This window comes from Tatumella ptyseos, assembly GCF_030552895.1.
Classification (GTDB): domain Bacteria; phylum Pseudomonadota; class Gammaproteobacteria; order Enterobacterales; family Enterobacteriaceae; genus Rosenbergiella; species Rosenbergiella ptyseos_A.
In genome coordinates this window covers 440,263-460,307 of sequence record NZ_CP130649.1, presented here as the reverse complement: position 1 = coordinate 460,307, position 20,045 = coordinate 440,263, and the positions used below count along the sequence as shown (strand labels likewise).

The following is a 20,045-nucleotide window of genomic DNA, read 5'->3' as shown; positions in this document are numbered from 1 at the left end:
CCTAGCCCACCGCAGCAAGTTTTTGTGCAAACCACTGTTCAACGAATTGCTGAGTTTGGCAACTATGCTGACAAGCTTGTGAGAAATGCAGACTCACATTACCTAAATGATCTCGCAACTGCTTTTCACTTTTTTGTGCCCCGAATACATTGACCCATGTCGATTTGCCGAGATCTTGATGAGGATCTTTCCCCGTGAAGAGAGAACCGTCAGATAAATCATCCAACAGTTGAAAGGCCTGCCCGAGATTAAAGGAACAGTGACGCAGTTGCTCACGTGTCACCTCATTCGCCCCGACCGCAATCGCAGCCATCTGTAAGGCAGCACAGAACAGTGTGCTGGTTTTATAGTGGTTGGTCAGTGCAATCGCTTCTGGGCTACGAGCATTCTCGTCAGCACTTAAATCTTGGTATTGTCCCTCCACCAGCCCCTGAACACCAATGGCCTGGGAGAGTTCGGCAACCGCCAAGTTTTTCGCTAACTCGCTGATCCCTTCTGCTTGGCTAATAATTTGAAATGCTTTACTGATCAGAGCAACCACCGCCAATAACGCTACGGCTTCTCCAAATTTCCTATGCACCGTCGGCTGATTACGACGTACTAGCGCATTATCCATGCAAGGCATATCATCCATAATCAGCGATGCGGCATGGACGATTTCAACCGCACAGGCGAAATCGAGCAATCCCCGTGGCGAAGCTTGATATCCTAAATCCTGCGCCGTCATAAGGAGCAGCAGCGGACGAATACGCTTACCTGGCGTTAATGTCCCCTCACGCATCGCCAAGCTCACTTTTTCCCGTTCAGACGGGTTTGGAAGAAGTTCATCTAATCGCTGTTCAATAGCGCTAAGGGTAAGCGTTATCGGATCAGTCACCTTTCCTTCGCTTTTTTCCTTACCGATCGACATAGCCGCCCCTTATTACCAACAGGTTAAATGGAAAGTATTTCTCATTACTTTAAGCGTAGCTGACCCAGTCAAAAATGTTAGTGAAAAGATGAATTTAAATCATTTTTTGCCTTCTGTTGTAATAGGTTAAGCAGTCGCTGAATACTTACCGCAGAAAAAGGCGCTTGCTGGAAAAAAATAACTTTTCCCTGTCCCGTCGTCGCAATAATGGCGGCACTCTCGGCTTGAAGCTGCCAACGGTGGGCCACCACGCCACTACTGTCCAATACAAAATGGCTAATGGGAGAGTGCTTTTTGCTATTCAAGATACTGTGTTCAACAAAAGGCGCGCTTCCCCAGATACTGTCGTCGGTATTAATAATCGTCGTCATATCGACGCGTTGACTCACCCACTGAGTTCGGGAAAGCTGTGCAACCACTGGCTCCAGCTGTTGTTTGGCGGCCAAACGCCCCGCAACATGAATGATTAATTGTGGTCGTGATTGAGGCCAAGAAGGCTGCCAAGATTGGCGCACCTCTCCCCCTTGGTTGAGAATAATTTCTCCACCGCGTTGCACCTTCACGGCAGGTAACAATGCCCCAACTTGGGGAAGCTCAGCCTCTGCCTTATGAGATAAGAAAAGTAGCCCTATACACCAGGCTACCTTATGGCCTACTTTTTTCATCCATCAATACGCTTTGGCGAGGAATCGAATCTCAAGCATAGCCTATTCCTAGAGTTGGGGAGAGGTGACGGTGCTTGGCATCGCTGCCCTTCTTGCGCCCAGCCGCTTTTCCGGCTGCAGAAATGCCATCGCACACATGCTCACTAAGGCTAAACTCCCCGTTACCCAGAACATCGCGTTATAGCCATAATATTCCGCCAACGCCCCGCAGAGAATGGGCGAAATAATGGCGGAACTATTCGCAATCGCTAGGGTCATTCCACTATAAGTCCCGACCGAGGAGTTAGGCGTAACATCAATAACTACCGACCAATAGATATTATTGATTAATGCGTTGAACGCATTGCCAAGTGTCATCAAGGCGATGACCGCCGCCGCCGATCCGACTGAAGGAATGGCCAGAAAACAGCTTGCGGCCCCGGCCAAACTGACCACCGCGAACAGGTTGCGAGCAATACGTAAATGCTGGAAACGTTTCAAGAGAAAATCCGTTATTTTGCCACCACAAAGTACGGTTATTGCCGCGCCACTCCATGGAATCATCGCAACATACCAGAGGGCGTGAAGATCATAATGGAAGGTATCTTGCAAATATTTAGGCATCCAAGTGACTAATGTGAACGTAATGTAGAGAAAACTAAAGTAGCCTAAAGCGTTACAGACCAAAGTCCGGGAAGTAAAGAATTGCCACCAGGCCAATTTTTCCCCAGTGTCCCCTGCACTTTTTTGGTTTTCAGTAATGTAGCGTTGCTCAGCCGCGCTAATGGTAGGATGCTCCGAGGGACTATTGCGAAAGCCCTTAGCGAATAACAGCATCACCAACAACGAGCATCCTCCCAACACAATAAACATCGTTTGCCAGTGACCGGTGAGTAACATTAATCCTACCGCAATCGGCGCAGTGAGCATTGCCCCAATCTGAGTACTGAGTAAACCAATTGATAGTGCAGCCCCGCGCTCCTGATCAGGTGCCCAGTAAGCAATCGTTTTATTCATCAATGCATAAGCTGGCCCTTCACTCATTCCAAACAGGATCCGACATAGTGCGAATCCCATTAAGGCTGACCCGCCGAGCAACGAGATCCCGAGTTCCCCCGCCCATGCTGTCATCATCTCTAAACAAGACCAACTCACCCCAGCAATCAGCCAAATTCTACGAGTACCATAGCGATCGGCAAGAAAGCCCCCACACAGTGAACCCAACAAGTAACCTATGCCGAAATACCCGAGTAATGCGCCCAGGGCCACCTTGCTGAGATTGTAGTGCTGAGCAATAGCGGTCGCAGCGAAAGAGAGCGCACCACGGTCAATATAGTTAACGAGTGCCACTAAAAACAGTAATCCAAAGATACGGTAGCGATACGTCGACATAAGGAGAACTCCTACTAAACCAAAGGAGCTCTAAAGCAAGTGCCGTGCCAGACTCTACGCATTATTTTAGAAAGAGTCTTAGTATGCAGCACTCGACTTTATCGCAGGCTCATCGGCTGAGGCTTCCAATAGTGAGAGATCGAAGCGAATCCCTCTCTGTGCGTGGCTTTATGCCCTAAATCAATATATTCCAATAGCAAACTCCGTATAGTTTTTGAGTGGTTAATCTTTGCTCTCTTTCTTCAAGGAATGGACATGATGACGGATATACCCTCGTTTCTTTTAGCGGTAGCCCCTCTAGCCTTACTGATTATTCTCATTTTGATGATGAATGTTGCGGTGCATTACGCCGTACCTATCACACTACTTGTTACTTGGTGTATTGCGGGATGGCACTTTGGTCTCTCTCTACAGGCCTTAAGTATGGCCTCGCTCTATGGGGCGACGAAAGGATTGTGGCCCATCGTGCTGGTGATTTTTGCTGCTATCTATGGTTACAATCTGATGCTGGCAAACGGTAGTATGGCGATTATTAAGCAGGCTTTAGCGGCAATCAGCGACGATAAACGAATACAAGTCTTGATTATCGCTTGGGGCTTTGGCGGATTTCTTGAAGCCGTTGCAGGTTATGGAACCGCCGTCGCTATCCCGGTAGGCATTCTTATCGCCTTAGGCATTACGCCTCTCAAGGCTGCCGTGGTCTCGTTGATCGCCAACTCCGTCCCTACGGCCTTTGGCGCAGTAGGTATTCCTGTGATTATGCTTGCCGAGCAAACCGGCCTCGCTGTACAGACGTTAAGTACGCACATTATCGTGCAATTAGCCGCCTTTACGATTCTTCTGCCTTTCGTATTGGTGGCAATTATCGGTGGCGGTATTAAGGCTATCCGAGGGGTATTTTTAATCACACTCTGTTGCGGTATCGCATCACTGCTTCCACAATATATCGTAGCGCACTATTTAGGCGCAGAATTACCCGCCTTTGCCGGGAGTCTGGGTGGCTTAATCACGACCATTATTCTTGCCCGTTATCGAAAATCTGGCCACAACACGCAAAGCGTCGCACTCCCTGTACTGTTTAAAGCAAGCCTTATTTATCTGTTCACTTTTATCTTTATTGTACTATGTTCTCCCCTATTTCCAGCGATTAAACAAACGTTAGGGGAAGTCTCCAGTCAACTCCTTTTCTCCCTAACGCCGACGGAAACGCTACAATTAAAAATTGAGTGGCTTATTACTCCTGGCGTATTAATATTACTGGCCTCTTTGATTGGCGGAGCCATTCAAGGTAGCCAGCCGCAACAAATGCTGAGCCTTCTGATCACCACCTTCTTGCAACTGAAAAAATCTATCATCGCGATTTTAGCTATCGTCGCGATGGCTACGGTGATGGATAAAAGTGGCATGATTACCGTTATCGCCACAACGCTGGTCGCGACGACAGGAGTGGGTTATGTCTTTATCTCCCCAGTCATTGGGGCGTTAGGAACGTTCGTTACCGGTAGTGACACCAATGCCAATGTGCTATTCGGTAAGCTACAAGCCACCGCCGCGCATCAGCTGGGAATCGATCCTCACGCCCTCGCTGCGGCGAATACGGCTGGAGCCACTGGGGGTAAGATGATCTCTCCTCAAAGTATCGCCATTGCGGTATCGGCAAGTAAACTTGAACATCTTAGCGGTGAGATAATGTCTAACACTTTAAGATATTGTTTAGCTTATATTTTACTATTAGGGCTAGGGTTAGGTTTGTTTTACACCCTATAACAGTGCTAAAGCTGAGCCGCTAAAAATTCTAAGAGAAAACTATTATTGATTAGCCGGGGTTAACTGGCTAATCGATAATACCCCTCACGCCATCTTCAATTTATCAATATTTAATACTGCTTCGAAAAAAACGATGATCTTATTTTATCATCGCAATAAGAACCTTCGATTTAACTTAGCCTAGTTATGCTAGCAGTGCTGATCTAAGTAGTGTAAAACACCACATCTATACATTACTATAGCAAGGTATTCTCTATCACAACCTCCAAAACCTTAGATTATTCCTATCAATAAAAATGCGCTAGTTTTTTAACGAGTCCGATCATTTATATTCATATTGGGGAATTTTACTATTGGGATCATGATGTTGATTTGTATCGACGTTATATCAGTAAATTATAAAATAATTCGTCAAGAGAAAAAAAATTCATGCCTTTCTCTCTATCACAAAAAATGATATCACCTTTCTTTTTTTGTTAATGCGACAGTGGAATTTACTCAGTATGATCATTGAGTATAATTAATAAAGGTATCTCAATGACAAAAATCATTTCACTGGTTCCAAACGTAGAAATTATTATTAGCGTCCCTGCTGGAAAAATAATTGAAAATAAAAGTGTTATCTATTTGCTCGCTCAATATATTGGCGTAACGGTAAGCGTAGATAAAATAACGAGTGCTCAAAAATTTTCGCTAGCAGAAGAGATGGATAATTTAGTCATTATTATTAACCATAATGATTTTATTTTTCTTAGTGATCAAGAGTTTGAAGGACGATCCGTCGACGAATAGCAGCGCTAAATTTTTAACGAGTAAATATTTTTCAAGAGATATTACAATTTAAAAGACCTTGCTTGATTTAGACGAATACTAAATAGTGCATTTATTACAAAAATAGAAATCTGTGCTCAGCCTAAGTTTCCTCTCATAGTCATACTGAGAGAATGATTTGACCTTGTCCCAATGTGCTAGCCAGACCCGCTAAGGCAATAACTTGTCTAGTCACCAAATAAGGTCACTCCCTCTTTCTTTAGCAAAATCATCAGTACTGAGAATGATAATGCTAACCTCCTCGCTTTATCAGCGAACAGGTTAGCAATCAAAAACTTATTACAAGACGCTTGATAAAAACTCACGTAATCGAGGATGTTGTGGGTCATCAAGTAGTGACTGGGGAGTACCGGTCTCTACAATTTTCCCTTGATCCATAAAAACAATGTTGTCAGCGACTTCACGTGCAAAGCCAATCTCATGGGTGACTACCACCATCGTCATGCCTGATTGCGCAAGCTTTTTCATCACATGAAGAACATCACCGACTAATTCTGGATCTAAGGCTGACGTCGGCTCATCAAACAGCATCACTTCTGGTTGCATCGCTAAAGCTCTAGCGATCGCTACACGTTGTTGTTGCCCACCAGAGAGCTCTCGCGGCCAAGCATCGATACGATGTGCTAGCCCCACTTGCGTTAACAAATCAATAGCACGTGCTTTAGCCAAGTCAGCCTTAATGTTAAGGATACGCTGCGGTGCATCCATAACATTTTGCAAAACAGTTCGATGGGGAAATAGGTTAAACTGTTGAAACACCATGCCTATTCTTTGACGCTGCCGCGCGGCTTTCGCCTCTGGAAGCGCGACTAAATACTGCCCTTTCTGCCGATAGCCAATCAATTCTTGACCGACATATACTGTTCCTGAATCTACCTTTTCAAGGTGATTGATACAGCGCAATAAGGTTGATTTTCCTGAACCTGATGGGCCTAGTATCACGGTGACTGAACCGGCTGCCATATCTAAGTCAACATCATGCAGGATAGTTTTTCCGGAAAATTGCTTACGTATGCCCCGCAGCGTTATCGACTCGCTCATGATGTTGCCTCACTATTTTCTGATTTAGCACGAAACCATCTTCGCTTATCGGGTGCATTTCCACGACTATAGAAGGCTTCTATATAATGTTGGCCGATAGACAATACTGAGGTCATCAATAAATACCATGCTGTAGCCACCAGTAATAGCGGAACCACTTCATAGGTTCGTTGATAGATTATCTGTGCGGAATAGAGGACATCTTGCAGCGCGATGACCGAGACGACTGCAGTCGTTTTTAACTGACCAATCACTTCATTCCCGGCAGGTGGTAAAATTGCGCGCATGGCTTGAGGTAACACCGTTTGGCGAAAGATTTGTCCTGGACGATACCCGAGTGCTTTCGCCGCTTCCAATTGCCCAACGTTCACGCTTTGAATACCCGCTCGTATTATCTCTGCTGCGTAAGCGGATTGGTGCATCACTAACGCGATGACCGCCGCACTGAAGGGGCTAATCAATTGGTTAGTTTTTACCGTCCAAATCTCGCCGTAGAAAGGCAGAGTCAGGGAGAGTTTTGGATAGAGTGTAGCGATGTTGTACCACAGGAATAGCTGTACTAGCATCGGTACTGCACGAAAGAACCAAATATACGCCCAGCTCACCCAGGAGAGCACAGGGTTCGCCGATAAGCGCATAAAGGCCAGTAACGTCCCTCCCGCAAAGCCGCATAAAACCGAGATGCAGGTTAGCTTGATAGTCATCACTACCCCACTGAGGATCGAGTCCTCAGTGAGGTTTTGTAAGACAACATCCCACTCAAAATTAGGGTTACTCGCAATGGAAGAGGCGAAAAAACCCAAAATGAGTAACACGACTACTGCACTGAGCCAACGCCCATAATGTCGATGTTCAATAATTTTTAACGCTGGGTGCTGGGAAGAAGGCCGCACATTCATCGAGCAACCTCATCATTAATCCCGGCATGCTTGATTGCACCAAAACCTATTTGCCACTTATCGAGGATCTTTTGATAGGTACCATCAGCAATTAACGAATTTAGCGCAGCCTGAATCGGTTTTTCCAGCGCTGACCCCTTAGGGAGCGCAATAGAAACAATAGTATCCTCAATCGTCAGCTCCCCCGCGAGAGCGAGCGGTTTAACTTGGCTCACTTGATAGCGTAAACCTTCATAAGGACCAAAAAACATCGGTACACGCCCACTGATTACCGCCTGAACCCCTGCCGGGCGGTCAGGGAAAATAGGAATAGAAATAGCAGGTTTATTAGCCGCTTTACATTGGTCACTTGCTGCTTGAAGGCGAGTCACTTGCGAGGTTCCCGCACCGGCGCCGACGGTTTGACCACATAACGCCATAAATTGATTAAACGGGCCTAATGCTGAATCTTTGCGAGCAATAAGCGCGAGCTTGGAAGCGTTATAATATCCGACGAAATCCACCTGTTTTAAGCGTTGCTTTGTCGCATCGATATTGGCAGCCGCAACATCGTAACGGCCCGATTTCAGTCCGGGGATAATATTGTCGAACCCCCCCGTATCACGCCAATGCACAGCAATACCTAGTCGCTCGGCTACGGCACTCACAATGTCGATTTCTCGCCCCGCTAAAGTCTTATTATCGGCTTGATAAAACGTCGTCGGTGGCGTATTAGGGTTAGTTCCCGCGACGATAAAACCCTGTTTCTGAATATCTTGCGGTAAGCTTGCATGCAACGATGCATCTGCAGCGGTGTGAACACTACTCACATAGGCAACATTCTGGTCGGCAGCCAATAGGCTTTTGACAGGTAAGATTACAGCGAACAAAGAAAGAAGTAAGCGCTTTTTCATCTGTTATTCCTTATGAGTACTCAGTGGAGAAACGTTGCTGAAATTAATCTCTGGTGTCGGTAAGCCAAGATTTTGACGTAGGGTCGTAAATTGGTATTCAGTGCGGAATAAACCACGACGTTGTAATTCAGGGATAACTAATTCGACAAAGAGGGCCAATTGGTTAGGGAGCACTGCAGGCATAATGTTGAAGCCATCAGCGCCCTCTTGCTCTAACCATTGTTGAAAATCATCGGCTATATCTTGTGCAGTTCCTATGATAACGCGATGCCCTCGCGATCCTGCCGCGACTGCTGCCAGCTGCCTAAGGGTAAGATTGTCACGTTTAGCTAAGTCTAACAGTAGCTTTACTCGGCTTTGACCTGCTTCCGCCACCTCAATCTCTGGAAGGGGTTCATCCAGCGGATAGTGTGAAACATCGACACCAAAGCGAGTCGAAAGCTGTTCGATACCATTGTCGATATCGACCCACTCGTTCAACTGATGCCAGGTCGCCATTGCCTCTTCACGAGTGTGCCCAACGATAGGCATCACACCGGGTAAAATTAATAAATGATCGGCTTGGCGCCCAGCCTCTTGAACATAATGTTTTTGGCTTCGATAAAAAGCTTGCCCCTCATCTAGCGACGCTGCGGCAGTAAAGACTACTTCCGCAGTTTGTGCGGCGAGCTGTTGCCCGGCAGGAGAAGAGCCCGCTTCAATAATGACCGGACGTCCCTGTGGTGAACGCGCAATATTTAACGGACCCTGTACTTGGAAAAAGCGCCCTTTATGGTTAGCCGCCTGTATTTTCTCCTCATCTGAATACTGGCCCGTTGCTTTATTTTTAACGATAGCGCCTGGCTGCCATCCTTCCCACAGTTTAAAACTTACGTCGAGAAACTCTCGTGCCATCTCATAACGCTCAGCGTGGTTGGGTAAATCACTGCGGCTAAAATTTTTGGCCGCATCGCTTGAGAACGAAGTCACCACATTCCAAGCACAACGGCCATGACTAATGTGATCAACAGACGAAAGCGCACGTGCCAAATGAAAAGGTTGGTCAAAAGTGGTAGATGCCGTTGCGGCTAATCCAATATGCGTAGTTTGTACCGCTAACGCCGATAATAAGGTTAAAGGTTCAAGGCGTGACATGGTTGATGGTAAGCGGTGCACACTTGTTGCCAAGGCATCCCCGACAAAAAACATATCAAATAGCCCTTTTTCCGCCGTTTTTGCGATCCAAGTAAACCATTCAATATCGGTAGGCGACCCTTGAGCGTCGTCAGCACGCCACCCCCCAACATGGTGTCCCAGTGCTTGAACAAAAAGTCCCAAACGTAATTGACGTTTAGGCAATTGAGTAACAGCCATCATAAATCCTTAATTGTTATGAGCAGAGTAGTGACGCGAGCTGTTGTAGCTGCTTATCACTGTCTAATGTAAGCGTTGCTGAAAACTGTTCAGCAATGGAAGAGGGAAGTAACGCCAAACTGACTGCTAATTTTTTATCCACATCAGTGTAGGCCGCAGCGGTCTCCCGTCGCGTTACGCAGTGGCTAATTTGCCGGCCATCATCTAAAAAGAGGGTGACTCGATGGAAACGTCTATCGGGGTCAAGTTCGTCCGCCGGAGCCGAAAAGTCAGGGCAACGTTCAACCCGTGCCGCCAAGGCGCTCAACGATGGATTCACAGGCACTGCTGTGTAATGCTCAAGTGCGAGAGAACCATTCACTAGAGCATCGGCAATCACATATTCCAAGCTAAATCGAGCTTGGATCCCATCGACAGGATGGTAAATATTGGGTGCCGTATCTGCACCTGGCGGAAAACTGACTTCAATACGTTTTATTGCCGAATAAAAATCGCTAATGCCTAATTCGAAACATTTTTGGCGTAGCGTAAAAGCAGCCTCAGCGGCACTATGTGTCCCACCACAGGTTGGATAGCGCTTAAATTCTAAGCCTGGTTCAATGATACGCCATGGCGTAGCCCAGTCAGCTAGCAGCAGTTGAGGTTGTTCTGCTTGGTAACCAAATATACTCAGAAAGCTTTCCAAAACGCCACTCTCTTGCCCAGGAAAATTAGCCATCGTAAGTTGAACGCTGTTCACCGCACTGCGTGCAGCAAATCCTGAATGCAGCGGCTTAGTCGCCGAACCAAACTGTGCGCGCAACCCTGAAGACTGTGTCGCCGCTAAGCCTAGCGCGATTTGTGTCTGTTCGAGAGAGAGTGCAAGCCAGCGACAACATGCCGCGGTGGCAGCCAGTGGGCCTAGGGTCGCTGTACTATGAAGTCCCATACTGTAATGGCGTGTCCCTATAGCTAGCCCCAAACGTCCGGCCACCTCAACGCCAACGATATAAGCATCAAGAAAGTCTTGTATGGTGAAGCGGCCCAGAGCGTGGCTCAGGGCGAATAGGCTAGAAAGAATGACAGTAGAGGGATGCCCACGAAAAGCCGCATGATAATCATCATAATCCAATGCATGGCTGAGGTAGCCGAGCTTTAACGCAGTGTTTTCTGCTGATGCCGTTGTAAGGAAATTATCCAGCACTGCTTGCTTGCCCGCATCGGGGAGTGAACCGAGAGAAACTGGTAGCAAGCTGGCTAAAAAATCGCTAATCCCCCTACGTGCGGCGGTTCTTTCTTTATTGGTCGGCGTGTGAGTAAAAAGTATTTTCGCGAATTCAGCCGTCAGCGAAGTATCCACGCGCATGCCCTCTAACAATCATAAATAAAAATAATGATCTACCATTGTCGAGCTTTTAGCGATTTCCATCTAATAACAGAGAGTTATAACTCATAATAAAATAGGATATAGCATGTACTTGAGGGTTTGAATCGTCAAAGCGCCTCAAGTCAGATTTCACCAGAAGGGATTACCCATGTTGCTACCGATATTAGGCCGAGCTAGCCAAGAGGCGTAAAAAGCTTCCTAAGACTTTTTTATAATTTCTACGAGCTAAAAACCCTTACTGATACATTCATCAATGCGCCGCTAAATCAGTAATAAACCGTTGTGCTCTTGGATGTTGGGGAGCGCTAAAAAAATGTTGAGGCGTGGATTTCTCAAGAATTTTACCTTGATCCATAAACCAAATAGTATCCGCGACTTCGCGAGCAAAATTCATCTCGTGCGTCACACACATCATGGTCATCCCCTCTTGGGCTAATCCACGCATGACACTCAAGACTTCGCCTACCATTTCTGGATCGAGGGCCGACGTCGGTTCATCAAATAACATAACGGGAGGTTTCATCGCTAAAGCCCTAGCAATCGCGACGCGTTGCTGCTGACCTCCCGATAACTGTGCTGGAAAGGCGCCCGCACGATGAGACATCCCGACTCGCTCTAGTAGCTCACCAGCTAAGCGCTTAGCGTCTGATTTTTTTTCACCCAACACTTTAACCGGGGATAACATCACGTTATCGATCACTGAAAGATGCGGAAAAAGATTAAAACTCTGAAAAACAAAACCTATACGTCGCCGCAGGTGATTTAGTCGATAACTACTTCCATGAATATCCAAACCATCAAAAAAAATCTCCCCCCGCTCGATAGGCTCTAAGCGGTTCACCGTTCTGATAAGTGTTGACTTTCCTGAACCCGATGGGCCACAAACCACGACCACTTCACCACTTTTTATCTCCGCACTCACGTCAGTTAAGGCTTGATACTCGCCATACCATTTGTAGACTTGGTTAAAAATAATCATCGGCCGCATAAGTTGTCCTCAATGTGATTGGGTGTTGGTCAGGGGAAAGGGATGTGTCGTATGCTTTACTATCAATACTGCAGCCTGCCGTTTAGTCGTAATTCGCTTTTCCAAGGCTTCAGCAAGCCAAGTTAAACTAAAATTAATCAGGTAATAACCGAGCGCGACAATAGCGAAAACTTGTACCGGTTTAGTCAGTAATTGATTATTGACTTGGTTCGCCGCGTAGGTCAGTTCTGGCACATTGATGACATAGCCTAATGATGTATCTTTTACGATAGAGACCAGTTGGCTAATTAGGCTGGGTAAACTGTTATAAAGCGCTTGAGGTAATATGACTGATAAGAGCGTACGCAGGTAGCCCATCCCCAACGCTCTCGCCGCTTCAGTTTGCCCGCTGGGTAAAGCGAGAATCCCCCCCCTAACAATCTCTGCAACATAAGCACTTTCATACACTACCAAGGTGCACAGCATTGTCATGAATCCACTGACATCATGACCGGTGAGTAGAGGGACGCAAAAATAAGTCCAAAAGATGACCATCATTAGAGGAATTCCCCGTAACAGGTACACCCAGCAGGCAGCCGTATTTCGTAACCACCGCCACGGAGAGAGTCGTGCCACCCCTACTAAGATTCCGACAGGAAAAGAAAATATCAACGCCAAGAAAGAGAGCAACAAGGTACACAACACGCCACCCAGCGGCCCCATCGGATACTGCCCCATAAGGAGTAATGCGCCATTACTGTGCAAGATATTTAAGAAATCAGACATAACGATTACCTCTGGTAGACACGCTGAAAGCGACGGGCAAGTAAGGCACCTATCCCCATCAAGATGAGTGAGAAGGCTAAATAGCCACTACTCGCAACGAGGTAGGATTCAAAGGTACGAAACGTTTCGTTTTCAATATCTCGTGTAACATAGGTCAGCTCCGCAACGCCAATCACCATCGCCAAACTGGTATTTTTAAACAGTAGAACGGTATGGTTAATCAGCGAGGAAAGTGCATTACGCATTGCCTGCGGTAAGATGACCCAGCACATAGCTTGCAGATATCCCATCCCCATAGCACGCGCGGCTTCTGTCTGCCCAGCGGGAATTGCACGTAAACCACTGCGTATATCTTCAGAAAAATAAGCCCCTTGGCAACACCCAAGCGCGATCAGCGAGAAAATGAATTCCGTGTCATAACTGTTCAATGCGTCTTGCCAAGATGATGGTAGCAAGGTCGGGATCGCAAAGTACCAAATCATCAACTGAATTAAAGTGGGCACGTTGCGGTGATAGGAGACATATGCAGCAACCGTCGCATTGGCGAGTCGAGAATGGCTCAAACGGATAATTACTAACACTATTGCGATGCACATCGCCATTATCCAAGCACCCACCGCAAGCTCAAGACTGACCGTAATACCCTTGACGATTAGCGAGCCATGGTCGCCAGCCAACACTGCGTTAAAATCGAGTGCCATGATGAGTGCTCCCTAAGTCAGCGTTGGATGACTATCAGCAGGGCGCATGGTAGAGAGCCCGCCAGGTACTTGTAGGGTTGGCGTAATTTCGATATTACCGATATTAACGGCTACTGGGGCAGATAACGCAAAGGCGACACAGTCCGCGATATCTTTCGCCGTTGGTAATTCGAAACCATCGATAAACTGTTTACGAGCTTGTTCATGGTCTCCAGTCACATTCCCAAAAATGTCGGTCGCGACTCTGCCTGGGCAAATTTCAGTGACACGCACCCGCTTTCCGTAACAGTCGACACGTAATTGACGAGATAATGCGTGAACACCAGCTTTGGTCGCGTGGTAAATAGAATTACCGTTAAAGTTATAAATCGCCGCGATAGACGTTACATTGATAATATGACCACAGTCTCTTGCCATCATGCCTGGTACGACTAAACGGCACAAATGTAAGACCGCCCGTAGATTCACATCAACCTGTGTATCAATTGCCTCTTCATCTGCATTCAGGATTGATCCTGGGCGGGAAACCCCTGCATTGTTGACTAGGATATCCACCTGTAGGTCTTTACATAATTCAGTAAGTGAGACTAGGTCCGCTACATCTATAGCGTGAGGAATACAACCGGTTCGCTCTGCTAAAGCTTGTAACGAGTCATGCCGTCGAGCCACAGCATGAACGGTAATACCTTGCTGACACAAGCGTTCGACAATGGCTTCCCCCATTCCTGCAGAGGCTCCCGTGACTAACGCAACTTTATAATCTGAAAATGGCATACTTCGTTCCTCATTGGGGCCATAAGACGTTTAGTGTTAAGTTGACTGTATTCGCTTTCTTTCCCACCGCCTAAGAGGTAAACACTGTGAGCCAATAAGTACGGCTTATGCCCTCGCCTCTGTTGAACCGTCTTTTAGTACAATAACGGTTTGTCCGTACTCCACCTGACTTTCTGTTGCCATGACCTCGACTACCTCCCCATCAAGTGGGCTGTAAATAGGGAGATAAATTTGTCCCATTTTTACTACCCCTAACATATCGCCGGCTTTCACTATGGATCCTTGCGAGATGTATTCTTGATGATGGGTAGGATGGTGCCTTAAAAAGTAACCTGGACCTTGAGCGAGAACTGGCTGTCGAAGGTCCTGTTCGAGACTAGAGGGTGTCGTGAGGTGAGTCGTCTCTTGCGTGGGAACCTCGTTATTCGCGACGAAAGGCGATGACCTAAAACGCATACGTATCGACATCCCTTGCTGGGTAATCGCAAGCTCATCTAGGCGAGCCTTCGCCATATGTAGAGCAAGTTGTCGTAAATCGGTAATCTTAAATGTCTCTACCTTCATCGTCGTTTCTTACTCGCCATCTTTTCGAGGGGATTAGAATTAGCAATGTATCTTGAGCCAAGGATCCTTCGAAAAGAGGCTTTTGTTTTATCGCAATAAGAGAAGCTTATTAGCCGGCTAACATTAGCGGCGTATTATCCTGCGAGCGCGGAACCATCAGTTGTAGAAGAATTTCTTTTACCGCTTCGGCAGGTTGCGATAACGGTAAATGGTCAGACATACAGAACGATAATGACGTCCGCATCTCTGGCGAAGTAATTTTCGCCATCCACGACTTTGCGGGGTCCAACATCGCGCTAGCGGCAGATTCCGGCATAATGGTGCAACCTAATCCTTCCGCTAAAGCTGCGTTAAGGGTGGTTTGCGACTCGATCTCACAGCTAACGCGATAAGGTACCCCTTGTTGAATGAAGGCGTCATCGATAACTTTACGCATCAGGTTATAAATACGGGGGAGAAAGAGCGTGTATCCTGCCACTTCGGTTAAGCTAATAGTCTGTTTGGCGGAACCCAAGCTATGTGGGCAGACAAAATAGAGATTTTCTTTCATTAACGAGATAAAGCGTAAACCATGGATTTCGCGGTTATCATAGAGAACGGCCATATCCATACGTCCCGTCATAATGAGTTCACTCAGGGTGGTCCCGAAGTTTTCATTAAAATAGAGCACAATCCCTGGATGCTGGCGCTGTACGGCTTGCATTAACGGTAGTGCTAATTGTTGAGCTGCCGTACCGGGAGCAAGGCCAACCGAAACATGACCACTCAACGCTTTTCCCGCCCCATCGATAGCGCTTTGCGCATGATCACATTGCCGGAGAATGGCTTGGGCATGCGCATAAAGAATTTTACCAGCCTCCGTTGGCGTTACGCCGCGTTGCGTACGAATGACCAGCTGCTGTTTCACCTCGTTTTCGAGTGTCGCTAATTGCTGACTTAATGCGGGTTGCGCGATATGCAAAACATCGGCAGCCTGAGTCAAGCTACCGATATCGACGATTTTCACAAAATACTTCAGTCGGCGTAAGTTCATCATCTTCCCTCGCTAGGCGATATTTACTTAACTATAAGCAAAATTGATGCCAGCTCAGGAAGTGAGAGAAATAAGAGGTGATTGTAGAGAGATAAGGCTTTCTTTTGGATGGAACATACAGAACCCCATGCCGACGGGCGCCATAATGGTGCAACACGACAGTAACCCTAAGGCATTATCGATGGCATTTCATGACGTTACCGCACATTATTACTGACCCAGGTTTAGGATAAACTTCCCTAACCGCCATCAGCTTAGGTTATGACGCCACAACAAAGCACTATTATCAGCGTTAGCTGCCCGCACTTTATTCTGCTTCTATCGCGACGTTTCTACTTCGGTAAGACGTCCTCTACCTGCGTTGTGCACGGCACAAACTCCACCCTTATCCTCTGGAAACTATTTCTATGCCTGACATTGCTGAACGTTTATCAACAGTTTCTGTTTCTGCCTCAGTCACTATGACGCAAAAAGCCCGAGATCTTGCGGCACAGGGTATTGATGTTGTCGTGCTCTCCACCGGTGAACCGGATTTCCCTACCCCTCCACACGCTATTGATGCAGCATATAACGCTGCACTTGCCGGTGATACACGCTACCCCCCTACTGATGGTACCCCAGCATTACGTGACGCAATCCGCAATAAATTCAAAAGAGATAATCACTTGGATTATGCCATCAGCCAGATCCTGACTGCTGGTGGTGCTAAGCAGATTATTTTTAACGCCATGCTCGCGACTCTCAATCCTGGTGATGAGGTGGTAATTCCTAGCCCGGCATGGATTAGTTACGCTGATATTGTCCGTTTCGCTGGGGGTATTCCCGTGATGGTCAGCTGTCTGGAAGAGGATGGATTTATCCCTCAAGCCACCGCGATTGATTCAGCCATCTCGGCTAAGACAAAATGGGTATTCCTTAATTTCCCAAGTAATCCTACGGGCTCAGTCGCCACTAAAGATGAGCTAACCGCAATCGGCGAGTGCTTACTTAAGTACCCCGATATTTGGGTTCTCACTGATGATATTTATGAACACCTTATTTATGATAATCGTCAATTTTATACAGTGGCAGAAGTGGTGCCGGCTCTTTTTGATCGAGTATTAACGGTTAACGGAGTTTCCAAGGCTTATTCGATGACGGGGTGGCGTCTAGGTTATTGCGGTGGACCGCAACCATTAATCAATGCGATGAGTAATGTGAATACTCAGAACAGCAGTGGCGTTTGTACCCTTACCCAAGCCGCGGCCGTCGCAGTACTCAATGGCCCGCAAGATCTTCTACAAGAGAGAATCACGGTTTACAGCCAACGACGTGACTATGTCTTAGGCCGATTACAAGAGATAGCGGGATTACATTGCCATACACCAGGAGGCGCCTTTTATCTCTTTATCAATATTGCCGCATTTATGGGTAGAACGAGTGCCCATGGTAAGAAAATTGAGAACGATACCGATTTTGTTCTCGCCCTTTTGGAAGAACAGCAAGTCGTTACCGTTCAGGGTGCTGCTTACGGAATGAGTCCCTATCTTCGTATTTCTTATGCGACAAGCATGGAACGTCTGGAAACTGGCTGTGATCGGATCAAAGCATTTTGTGAAGGTTTTATAGATTGATAGCCATTATGGTGGAAAAAAACCGTGCAGCGTCAACTGCACGGTTTCCTTAATATCTAATAGTACTACACAAAACTTAAGCTTACTTTATCGGCCTCTTTACGTATCTTCGCCGCGAGATGTACTGCCCCCGGTGTGTCACTATGAATCAATAAGGCTTTAGCCGCGATAGTTAATGAGTTCCCTGCAAGGGTGGTAACCGTCCCCTGTTCAATGAATTGACGAACTCGAGCACAAATCATCACTTCGTCTGTAATCACCGCCCCTGGTCGACCACGTGGAACCAGTGTGCCGTCGTCTTGATAAGCGCGATCAACCAAAAAGAGCGCGCGTGTGGCTAGCCCCGCAGCCTGGGCTGCGGATTCAATTAACGATCCTGACATACAGAGCAACGTTAGCGCCGGATCAATTCGGTAAAGCATTTGCATCACTTGTGCGGCAAGTGGCTCATCCTCATTGATACGGTTTCCCATCGCTGCATGAAAACTGAGGTGGCCCACCGATGCCCCTTCCGCTTTCGCAATGGCTTGAAGTGCACCAAGCTGATAAGCGACCTGTTGGCAGATCTCATCCGCTGTATAAGGAAGCGCGCGGCGCCCAAACCCTTCTCTATCGGGATAACCAGGATGGGCGCCAATATTAACGTTACGGCTGAGGGCTAAGCGGACCAAATGAGTCATCGATGCTGGATCCCCTGCATGCCCACCACAGGCAATATTGACTGAGGAAACATACTGAATCAGCTTATCGTCGTCACATAATTGATAGACACCAAATCCTTCGCCCATATCGGAGTTAATATCAATAGTCATCTGTACCTGCCTTATTACCTTACTGAATTACCCCAAAGACGCATACAGTCTTTGAGGCCGAGGAGCCAACGTTCAATGGCAATAGCGATATCTCGAGCTTGCGCAACGGTACTCTCTACTAAACGGAGCGTTTTACCAGGGGGAAGCTGTGCGAGTCGCCACAGATCTTGCTCAATCACACAGGCTAATTTGGGATAACCCCCCGCGGTATTTGCATCACTCAACTGGATGATCGGCTCGCCGGCGGGTGGAACTTGAATGATCCCAGGGATCAATCCGTAAGACCTGAGTTCAATCGTTTCTGAAGCCCGCAATGGCTGTCCGGACAGCCGGTAACCAGTACGATTACTTTGCAATGATATTTTCCAACTCTGCTGCCAAATTCGCTGAGAGTCGGCCGTAAATAGAGTGAATTCACCTGAGGGGATAACACGAACTAACAGATCATTTTGATCAAGCTTAGGAAAATATTCAGCCATCGCCAGTTCTGGTGGGGCAATACTTAATCCCATATGCGGAAGCGTTGGCTGACGTGTAGCACCAAACTTTACCTTATCGCCACGCCGCAACGGCCTTCCGTGATATCCGCCAAACTCTCCGCGTAATGCAGTACTGCGCGATCCTAAAACTTCAGGAACATCGATCCCACCCGCCACGCACAGATATCCCCGCGCGCCCTGTGTCGGAAAACGCATTTCTACTATATCACCCGCCGCGATTGGTCGGACACACCAAGGGAGAAGAGGTTGGCCATTAAGTAAGGTTCTACAGTCTGCGCCCGTTATCGCGATCGTCGTCGGCTGATGGAATTTCACACGAAAAGGAAAAATCTGCACTTCAATAGCTGCCATATTCTCAGCATTACTCAGTAAAATATTTCCCGCCCGCAGCGCTAAGCTATCCATAGCACCACTGACTGAAACGCCACTATCACGCCAGTCGTAACGTCCTAAGTCTTGAATTGAATTTAATGCCGCACTTTGCTCGATCTCGATCACAGTTCAATTTTCTCCGGTACAAAGCGTAGCGTATCGCCTGGGGCAATTAACGCCGGGGGGGAGCGATGAGGATCAAAAAACTCAATGTCGGCAAACCCTATTGCATTCCAGCCATTCGGCCCAGTTAATACTGATACGCCGGTTTGCGGCCCCCCTATCGTGACGGTCCCTTTTAACATATTTAGCGAAGGAACCGTTTTTCTGGGGGTAGCCAATGCGGGATCTAAGCCATGTAAGTAACCAAAGCCCGGTGCACTCCCTACTGCGCAAACGGTATAGTGGCCTTGATAATGACGCCGTACCACTTCCCGAGCCGATAAACCAGTATGACGGCAGACAGCATCAAGATCCGTTGCCCATTCTCCACCGTAAGTCACGGGGATGACCACTTCTCGTCCAGCAATAGGTATCGCCAGTGCGGTATGCCACAATTGTTTTAGCCAGTCGGTGATAACCCTCTCATCTGATGGGATCTCTCGTAAAATGACCAACACATTGGTGACGCCAAGAATGGTCTTCTCAACTCGTGGATCACCCTTTAAGGTTGCCGCCAATGCCCAGATGCGGCGTTGGTTTCCTAAGTCAAAAGCACCTGGTGCTTGGGCAAGCCATGCTCGACACCCCATGGTTGATAATAAGAGAGGAGGTTCGTGCGTAATTTGACGGCTCACTTCTCTCATCACAGCATCCGACAACCGTTC

20 protein-coding genes are annotated in these 20,045 nt (G+C 47.3%); 3 read left to right on the top strand and 17 right to left on the bottom strand.

From position 1 onward, the window contains the following. Nucleotide 1 precedes the first annotated feature (1 nt). The 3 genes from QJR74_RS02300 to QJR74_RS02290 all read right to left on the bottom strand — a co-directional run bounded on the left by QJR74_RS02300 (nt 2) and on the right by QJR74_RS02290 (nt 2,946). The gene (locus tag QJR74_RS02300; RefSeq protein WP_304373004.1) at nt 2-910 is read right to left on the bottom strand and encodes a polyprenyl synthetase family protein; all 909 of its coding nucleotides are present in this window, start codon (nt 908-910) and stop codon (nt 2-4) included. Nucleotides 911-987: 77 nt separating this feature from the next. Continuing rightward, the gene (locus tag QJR74_RS02295) at nt 988-1,575 is read right to left on the bottom strand and encodes a YtfJ family protein (RefSeq protein WP_304373003.1); all 588 of its coding nucleotides are present in this window, start codon (nt 1,573-1,575) and stop codon (nt 988-990) included. Between the two features lie 48 nt (nt 1,576-1,623). Then, nucleotides 1,624-2,946: an MFS transporter gene (locus QJR74_RS02290; protein WP_304373002.1), complete on the bottom strand. Its 1,323-nt coding sequence runs from the start codon at nt 2,944-2,946 to the stop codon at nt 1,624-1,626. 258 nt (nt 2,947-3,204) lie between these two features. Between QJR74_RS02290 and QJR74_RS02285 the strand changes: the two genes are divergently transcribed. Together QJR74_RS02285 and QJR74_RS02280 are read left to right on the top strand one after the other, a co-directional pair. Continuing rightward, complete coding sequence (locus tag QJR74_RS02285; RefSeq protein WP_304373942.1) at nt 3,205-4,713, top strand: L-lactate permease; 1,509 nt, start codon at nt 3,205-3,207, stop codon at nt 4,711-4,713. Nucleotides 4,714-5,250: 537 nt separating this feature from the next. Continuing rightward, nucleotides 5,251-5,505 carry a hypothetical protein gene (locus tag QJR74_RS02280; protein ID WP_304373001.1) on the top strand — a complete coding sequence of 85 codons (255 nt, stop codon included), beginning with the start codon at nt 5,251-5,253 and terminating at the stop codon, nt 5,503-5,505. A 318-nt stretch (nt 5,506-5,823) separates the two neighbouring features. On the opposite strand, the gene QJR74_RS02275 is transcribed toward QJR74_RS02280, so the two are convergent. From QJR74_RS02275 to nac, 11 genes are all read right to left on the bottom strand, one after another. Next, nucleotides 5,824-6,585 (bottom strand): amino acid ABC transporter ATP-binding protein, encoded by a 762-nt coding sequence (locus QJR74_RS02275; RefSeq protein ID WP_304373000.1) that lies wholly within the window; start codon nt 6,583-6,585, stop codon nt 5,824-5,826. Continuing rightward, nucleotides 6,582-7,484 (bottom strand): amino acid ABC transporter permease, encoded by a 903-nt coding sequence (locus QJR74_RS02270; protein ID WP_304372999.1) that lies wholly within the window; start codon nt 7,482-7,484, stop codon nt 6,582-6,584. Before QJR74_RS02270 ends, QJR74_RS02275 begins: the two co-directional genes overlap by 4 nt. After that, a complete protein-coding gene (locus tag QJR74_RS02265) occupies nt 7,481-8,377 on the bottom strand; it encodes an ABC transporter substrate-binding protein (RefSeq protein ID WP_250331831.1) in 897 nt (298 codons plus the stop codon). Before QJR74_RS02265 ends, QJR74_RS02270 begins: the two co-directional genes overlap by 4 nt. Before the next feature lie 3 nt (nt 8,378-8,380). After that, complete coding sequence (locus tag QJR74_RS02260; RefSeq protein ID WP_304372998.1) at nt 8,381-9,730, bottom strand: LLM class flavin-dependent oxidoreductase; 1,350 nt, start codon at nt 9,728-9,730, stop codon at nt 8,381-8,383. A gap of 16 nt (nt 9,731-9,746) precedes the next feature. Next, nucleotides 9,747-11,075: an MmgE/PrpD family protein gene (locus QJR74_RS02255; protein WP_441007623.1), complete on the bottom strand. Its 1,329-nt coding sequence runs from the start codon at nt 11,073-11,075 to the stop codon at nt 9,747-9,749. Between the two features lie 271 nt (nt 11,076-11,346). Then, nucleotides 11,347-12,084: an amino acid ABC transporter ATP-binding protein gene (locus tag QJR74_RS02250; protein ID WP_304372996.1), complete on the bottom strand. Its 738-nt coding sequence runs from the start codon at nt 12,082-12,084 to the stop codon at nt 11,347-11,349. Between the two features lie 9 nt (nt 12,085-12,093). Further along, nucleotides 12,094-12,849, bottom strand: a complete 756-nt coding sequence (locus QJR74_RS02245; RefSeq protein ID WP_304372995.1) for an amino acid ABC transporter permease — start codon at nt 12,847-12,849, stop codon at nt 12,094-12,096. 5 nt (nt 12,850-12,854) lie between these two features. Then, nucleotides 12,855-13,550, bottom strand: coding sequence for an amino acid ABC transporter permease (locus QJR74_RS02240; RefSeq protein ID WP_304372994.1), 696 nt, complete (start codon nt 13,548-13,550; stop codon nt 12,855-12,857). A 12-nt stretch (nt 13,551-13,562) separates the two neighbouring features. After that, on the bottom strand, nt 13,563-14,324 hold the full coding sequence (locus tag QJR74_RS02235) for an SDR family oxidoreductase (protein WP_304372993.1): 762 nt from the start codon (nt 14,322-14,324) through the stop codon (nt 13,563-13,565). 105 nt (nt 14,325-14,429) lie between these two features. Continuing rightward, nucleotides 14,430-14,888 carry an acetyl-CoA carboxylase biotin carboxyl carrier protein gene (locus QJR74_RS02230; RefSeq protein WP_304372992.1) on the bottom strand — a complete coding sequence of 153 codons (459 nt, stop codon included), beginning with the start codon at nt 14,886-14,888 and terminating at the stop codon, nt 14,430-14,432. 109 nt (nt 14,889-14,997) lie between these two features. Then, on the bottom strand, nt 14,998-15,921 hold the full coding sequence (nac, locus tag QJR74_RS02225) for a nitrogen assimilation transcriptional regulator NAC (RefSeq protein ID WP_304373941.1): 924 nt from the start codon (nt 15,919-15,921) through the stop codon (nt 14,998-15,000). 407 nt (nt 15,922-16,328) lie between these two features. Here nac and QJR74_RS02220 point away from each other — a divergent pair, with 407 nt between their 5' ends. Next, complete coding sequence (locus QJR74_RS02220) at nt 16,329-17,534, top strand: pyridoxal phosphate-dependent aminotransferase (protein WP_304372991.1); 1,206 nt, start codon at nt 16,329-16,331, stop codon at nt 17,532-17,534. 65 nt (nt 17,535-17,599) lie between these two features. On the opposite strand, the gene QJR74_RS02215 is transcribed toward QJR74_RS02220, so the two are convergent. Genes QJR74_RS02215 through pxpB form a run of 3 tightly spaced genes read right to left on the bottom strand, consistent with a single transcriptional unit; the run spans nt 17,600 to nt 20,024 of the window. Continuing rightward, nucleotides 17,600-18,346: a 5-oxoprolinase subunit PxpA gene (locus QJR74_RS02215; protein ID WP_304372990.1), complete on the bottom strand. Its 747-nt coding sequence runs from the start codon at nt 18,344-18,346 to the stop codon at nt 17,600-17,602. A 14-nt stretch (nt 18,347-18,360) separates the two neighbouring features. Further along, complete coding sequence (locus QJR74_RS02210; protein ID WP_304372989.1) at nt 18,361-19,344, bottom strand: biotin-dependent carboxyltransferase family protein; 984 nt, start codon at nt 19,342-19,344, stop codon at nt 18,361-18,363. Continuing rightward, on the bottom strand, nt 19,341-20,024 hold the full coding sequence (gene pxpB / locus QJR74_RS02205; protein WP_304373940.1) for a 5-oxoprolinase subunit PxpB: 684 nt from the start codon (nt 20,022-20,024) through the stop codon (nt 19,341-19,343). The genes QJR74_RS02210 and pxpB overlap by 4 nt, the downstream gene beginning before the upstream one ends. Nucleotides 20,025-20,045 lie beyond the last annotated feature (21 nt).

Bases quoted from the DNA above. Each gene is read 5' to 3' on its own strand.
- nac (WP_304373941.1), bottom strand. From the start codon at position 15,921: ATGAACTTACGCCGACTGAAGTATTTTGTGAAAATCGTCGATATCGGT.
- QJR74_RS02290 (WP_304373002.1), bottom strand. From the start codon at position 2,946: ATGTCGACGTATCGCTACCGTATCTTTGGATTACTGTTTTTAGTGGCA.
- QJR74_RS02265 (WP_250331831.1), bottom strand. From the start codon at position 8,377: ATGAAAAAGCGCTTACTTCTTTCTTTGTTCGCTGTAATCTTACCTGTC.
- QJR74_RS02235 (WP_304372993.1), bottom strand. From the start codon at position 14,324: ATGCCATTTTCAGATTATAAAGTTGCGTTAGTCACGGGAGCCTCTGCA.
- QJR74_RS02260 (WP_304372998.1), bottom strand. From the start codon at position 9,730: ATGGCTGTTACTCAATTGCCTAAACGTCAATTACGTTTGGGACTTTTT.
- QJR74_RS02285 (WP_304373942.1), top strand. From the start codon at position 3,205: ATGACGGATATACCCTCGTTTCTTTTAGCGGTAGCCCCTCTAGCCTTA.
- QJR74_RS02220 (WP_304372991.1), top strand. From the start codon at position 16,329: ATGCCTGACATTGCTGAACGTTTATCAACAGTTTCTGTTTCTGCCTCA.
- QJR74_RS02240 (WP_304372994.1), bottom strand. From the start codon at position 13,550: ATGGCACTCGATTTTAACGCAGTGTTGGCTGGCGACCATGGCTCGCTA.
- QJR74_RS02250 (WP_304372996.1), bottom strand. From the start codon at position 12,084: ATGCGGCCGATGATTATTTTTAACCAAGTCTACAAATGGTATGGCGAG.
- QJR74_RS02270 (WP_304372999.1), bottom strand. From the start codon at position 7,484: ATGAATGTGCGGCCTTCTTCCCAGCACCCAGCGTTAAAAATTATTGAA.
- QJR74_RS02300 (WP_304373004.1), bottom strand. From the start codon at position 910: ATGTCGATCGGTAAGGAAAAAAGCGAAGGAAAGGTGACTGATCCGATA.
- QJR74_RS02280 (WP_304373001.1), top strand. From the start codon at position 5,251: ATGACAAAAATCATTTCACTGGTTCCAAACGTAGAAATTATTATTAGC.
- QJR74_RS02275 (WP_304373000.1), bottom strand. From the start codon at position 6,585: ATGAGCGAGTCGATAACGCTGCGGGGCATACGTAAGCAATTTTCCGGA.
- QJR74_RS02255 (WP_441007623.1), bottom strand. From the start codon at position 11,075: ATGCGCGTGGATACTTCGCTGACGGCTGAATTCGCGAAAATACTTTTT.
- QJR74_RS02230 (WP_304372992.1), bottom strand. From the start codon at position 14,888: ATGAAGGTAGAGACATTTAAGATTACCGATTTACGACAACTTGCTCTA.
- QJR74_RS02215 (WP_304372990.1), bottom strand. From the start codon at position 18,346: ATGACTATTGATATTAACTCCGATATGGGCGAAGGATTTGGTGTCTAT.
- QJR74_RS02245 (WP_304372995.1), bottom strand. From the start codon at position 12,849: ATGTCTGATTTCTTAAATATCTTGCACAGTAATGGCGCATTACTCCTT.
- pxpB (WP_304373940.1), bottom strand. From the start codon at position 20,024: ATGAGAGAAGTGAGCCGTCAAATTACGCACGAACCTCCTCTCTTATTA.
- QJR74_RS02295 (WP_304373003.1), bottom strand. From the start codon at position 1,575: ATGAAAAAAGTAGGCCATAAGGTAGCCTGGTGTATAGGGCTACTTTTC.